The organism is Bauldia sp., from assembly GCF_020442045.1.
Taxonomy (GTDB): Bacteria; Pseudomonadota; Alphaproteobacteria; order Rhizobiales; family Kaistiaceae; genus Bauldia.
The window spans coordinates 1-3,725 of record NZ_JAGRLA010000162.1 but is presented as its reverse complement, the minus strand read 5'-3'; the positions used below and the strand labels follow the sequence as shown (position 1 = coordinate 3,725).

General features: G+C 63.9%; 1 protein-coding gene and 1 pseudogene. Both read left to right on the top strand.

All coding sequences use genetic code 11. The features are described 5' to 3' along the window. Positions 1–2,562 (top strand): DNA-directed RNA polymerase subunit beta (rpoB, locus tag KDJ86_RS17940; RefSeq protein ID WP_291749001.1); only part of this gene is annotated, 2,562 nt, incomplete at its 5' end. Positions 2,563–2,659: 97 nt separating this feature from the next. Continuing rightward, positions 2,660–3,725, top strand: a pseudogene (locus tag KDJ86_RS17935) (DNA-directed RNA polymerase subunit beta'); the annotation flags it as partial.

The window sequence follows — 3,725 nt, the reverse complement described above, 5'->3', positions numbered from 1 at the left end:
CAGTTCATGGACCAGACCAACCCGCTGTCGGAGATCACCCACAAGCGGCGCCTGTCGGCGCTTGGCCCGGGCGGTCTGACGCGCGAGCGCGCCGGTTTCGAGGTCCGCGACGTGCATCCGACTCATTACGGTCGCATCTGCCCGATCGAGACGCCGGAAGGCCCGAATATCGGCCTGATCAACTCGCTCGCCACCTTCGCGCGGGTCAACAAATACGGCTTCATCGAGAGCCCGTATCGCCGCGTCAAGGACAGCAGCGTCACGGAGGATGTCGTCTATCTCTCCGCGATGGAGGAGGCGAAATACACGGTCGCGCAGGCGAACGCCTCGCTCGACGACAAGGGCAAGTTCAAGGATGACCTCGTTGTCTGCCGTCACGCTGGCGACAACATCATGGTCCCGCCGGACCGCGTCGACTTCATGGACGTGTCGCCGAAGCAGCTCGTCTCGGTCGCCGCGGCCCTGATCCCGTTCCTGGAGAACGATGACGCCAACCGCGCGCTGATGGGATCGAACATGCAGCGCCAGGCGGTGCCGCTCGTTCGTTCCGAGGCGCCGTTGGTCGGCACCGGGATGGAGCCGATCGTTGCCCGCGATTCCGGGGCGGCGGTTCCGGCGCGCCGGGCCGGCATCGTCGATCAGGTCGACGCAACCCGCATCGTCATCCGGGCGACCGAGGATCTCGATCCGTCGCGCTCCGGTGTCGATATCTACCGCCTGATGAAGTTCCAGCGCTCGAACCAGAACACCTGCATCAACCAGCGTCCGCTGGTGCGGGTGGGTGACCGGGTCGACAAGGGCTCGGTCATCGCCGACGGTCCCTCGACCGACCTTGGCGATCTCGCTCTCGGCCGCAACGTCCTCGTCGCCTTCATGCCGTGGAACGGCTACAACTTCGAGGACTCGATCCTGCTGTCCGAGCGTATTGTCCGCGACGATGTCTTCACCTCGATCCATATCGAGGAATTCGAGGTGATGGCGCGTGACACCAAGCTCGGGCCGGAAGAGATCACCCGCGACATCCCGAACGTCTCGGAGGAGGCGCTGAAGAGCCTTGACGAGGCCGGCATCGTCTATATCGGGGCCGAGGTCGCCGCCGGCGATATCCTGGTCGGCAAGATCACGCCGAAGGGCGAGAGCCCGATGACGCCGGAGGAGAAGCTTCTCCGGGCGATCTTCGGCGAGAAGGCTTCCGACGTTCGCGACACCTCGCTCCGGGTTCCGCCGGGCGTGACCGGCACCGTCGTCGAGGTCAGGGTGTTCAACCGCCATGGCATCGAGAAGGACGAGCGCGCCATGGCGATCGAGCGCGAGGAGATCGAGCGTCTCGCCAAGGACCGCGACGACGAGCAGGCGATCCTCGACCGCAACGTCTATGGCCGCCTGACCGACATGCTGGTCAACAAGATGGGCCTGTCGGGACCCAAGGGCTTCAAGAAGGGTGGCAAGATCACCAAGGAAGCCCTGGCCGAGTTCCCGCGCAGCCAGTGGTGGCAGTTCGCCGTGTCGAACGAGAAGCTGATGGCGGAGATCGAAGCGCTTCGCAATCAGTATGACGAGAGCCGCAAGGGACTCGAGAAGCGGTTCATCGACAAGGTCGAGAAGCTGCAGCGCGGTGACGAACTTCCCCCCGGCGTGATGAAGATGGTCAAGGTCTTCGTCGCGGTGAAGCGGAAGATCCAGTCGGGCGACAAGATGGCCGGCCGCCACGGCAACAAGGGCGTCGTGTCGCGGATCGTGCCGATCGAGGACATGCCGTATCTCGAGGACGGAACCCATGTGGACATCGTCCTCAATCCGCTTGGCGTGCCGAGCCGGATGAATGTCGGGCAGATCCTCGAGACCCACCTTGGCTGGGCCTGCGCCGGCATGGGCCTGAAGATCGGCAAGATGGTCGAAGCCTACAAGCAGGACCAGGACGTCAAGCCGCTGCGGAATGTCCTCAAGCAGGTCTACGGCGACAACAACAAGAACGAGAACGTGGCGGATTTCGACGACGACGGCGTTGTCGAACTGGCGACGCAGCTCACCCGCGGCGTGCCGATCGCGACGCCGGTCTTCGACGGCGCCCGCGAGCCGGACATCGTCGAGATGTTGAACGAGGCCGGGCTGAATCCCTCGGGACAGTCGCGGTTGTTCGACGGCCGCACCGGCGAGGAGTTCGATCGCCCGGTGACGGTCGGCTACATCTACATGCTGAAGCTGCACCATCTGGTGGACGACAAGATTCACGCCCGATCGATCGGACCATACAGCCTGGTCACCCAGCAGCCGCTGGGCGGCAAGGCGCAGTTCGGCGGGCAGCGCTTCGGCGAGATGGAGGTGTGGGCGCTCGAGGCCTATGGCGCCGCGTATACGCTGCAGGAGATGCTTACCGTCAAGTCGGACGACGTCGCCGGCCGTACCAAGGTCTACGAGTCGATCGTGCGGGGTGACGATACCTTCGAGGCGGGCATACCGGAGAGCTTCAACGTTCTGGTCAAGGAGATGCGCTCGCTCGGCCTCGACGTCGAGCTGGACAACTCCAAGGCACGTCCGCCGACCGCGGATGCCGCCGAGTGAGTTCCGGACATATGAATCCGGACACAATTGCCAATAACAATATGCGCGCCGCGCCGGGGGCCTCCCGCCCGGCCGGCCGCATCGCAGGAGACAGTCGATGAATCAAGAGATCACGAACATCTTCGGCCCGGCCCAGCCGCCCGCGCAGATCTTCGACCAGATCCGCATCTCCATCGCGAGCCCGGAAAAGATCCTCTCCTGGTCCTTCGGTGAGATCAAGAAGCCGGAGACCATCAACTACCGCACCTTCAAGCCGGAGCGGGACGGGCTCTTCTGCGCCCGCATCTTCGGGCCGATCAAGGACTATGAGTGCCTGTGCGGCAAGTACAAGCGGATGAAGTACAAGGGCATCATCTGCGAGAAGTGCGGCGTCGAGGTCACGCTCGCCCGGGTCCGGCGCGAGCGCATGGGGCATATCGAGCTGGCTGCTCCGGTCGCGCATATCTGGTTCCTGAAGTCGCTGCCGTCGCGCATCGGCATGCTCCTCGACATGACGCTCAAGGACCTCGAGCGGATTCTCTATTTCGAGAATTACATCGTCATCGAGCCCGGCCTGACGCCCCTCAAGGAGCGGCAGCTCCTCAGCGAGGACGAGTATCTGAAGGCGCAGGACGAGTATGGCGAGGATTCCTTCACCGCCGACATCGGCGCGGAGGCGATCCGCAAGATGCTGGTCGCGCTCGATCTCAAGAAGCTGACCGTCGACCTTCGCCAGGAGATCGCCGAGTCGACCACCGAGCTCAAGCCGAAGAAGCTTGCCAAGCGGCTCAAGCTTGTCGAGGCCTTCATCGAATCCGGCAACCGCCCGGAGTGGATGATCCTCAAGGTCGTTCCGGTCATTCCGCCGGACCTGAGGCCGCTGGTCCCGTTGGACGGCGGGCGGTTCGCCACCTCCGACCTCAACGACCTCTATCGCCGCGTCATCAACCGGAACAACCGGCTGAAGCGCCTGATCGAGCTGCGTGCGCCGGACATCATCATCCGCAACGAGAAGCGGATGCTGCAGGAGGCGGTTGATGCGCTGTTCGACAACGGCCGTCGCGGCCGGGTCATTACCGGTGCCAACAAGCGGCCGCTGAAGTCGCTCTCCGACATGCTGAAGGGCAAGCAGGGGCGTTTCCGCCAGAACCTGCTCGGCAAGCGCGTCGACTATTCCGGCCGTT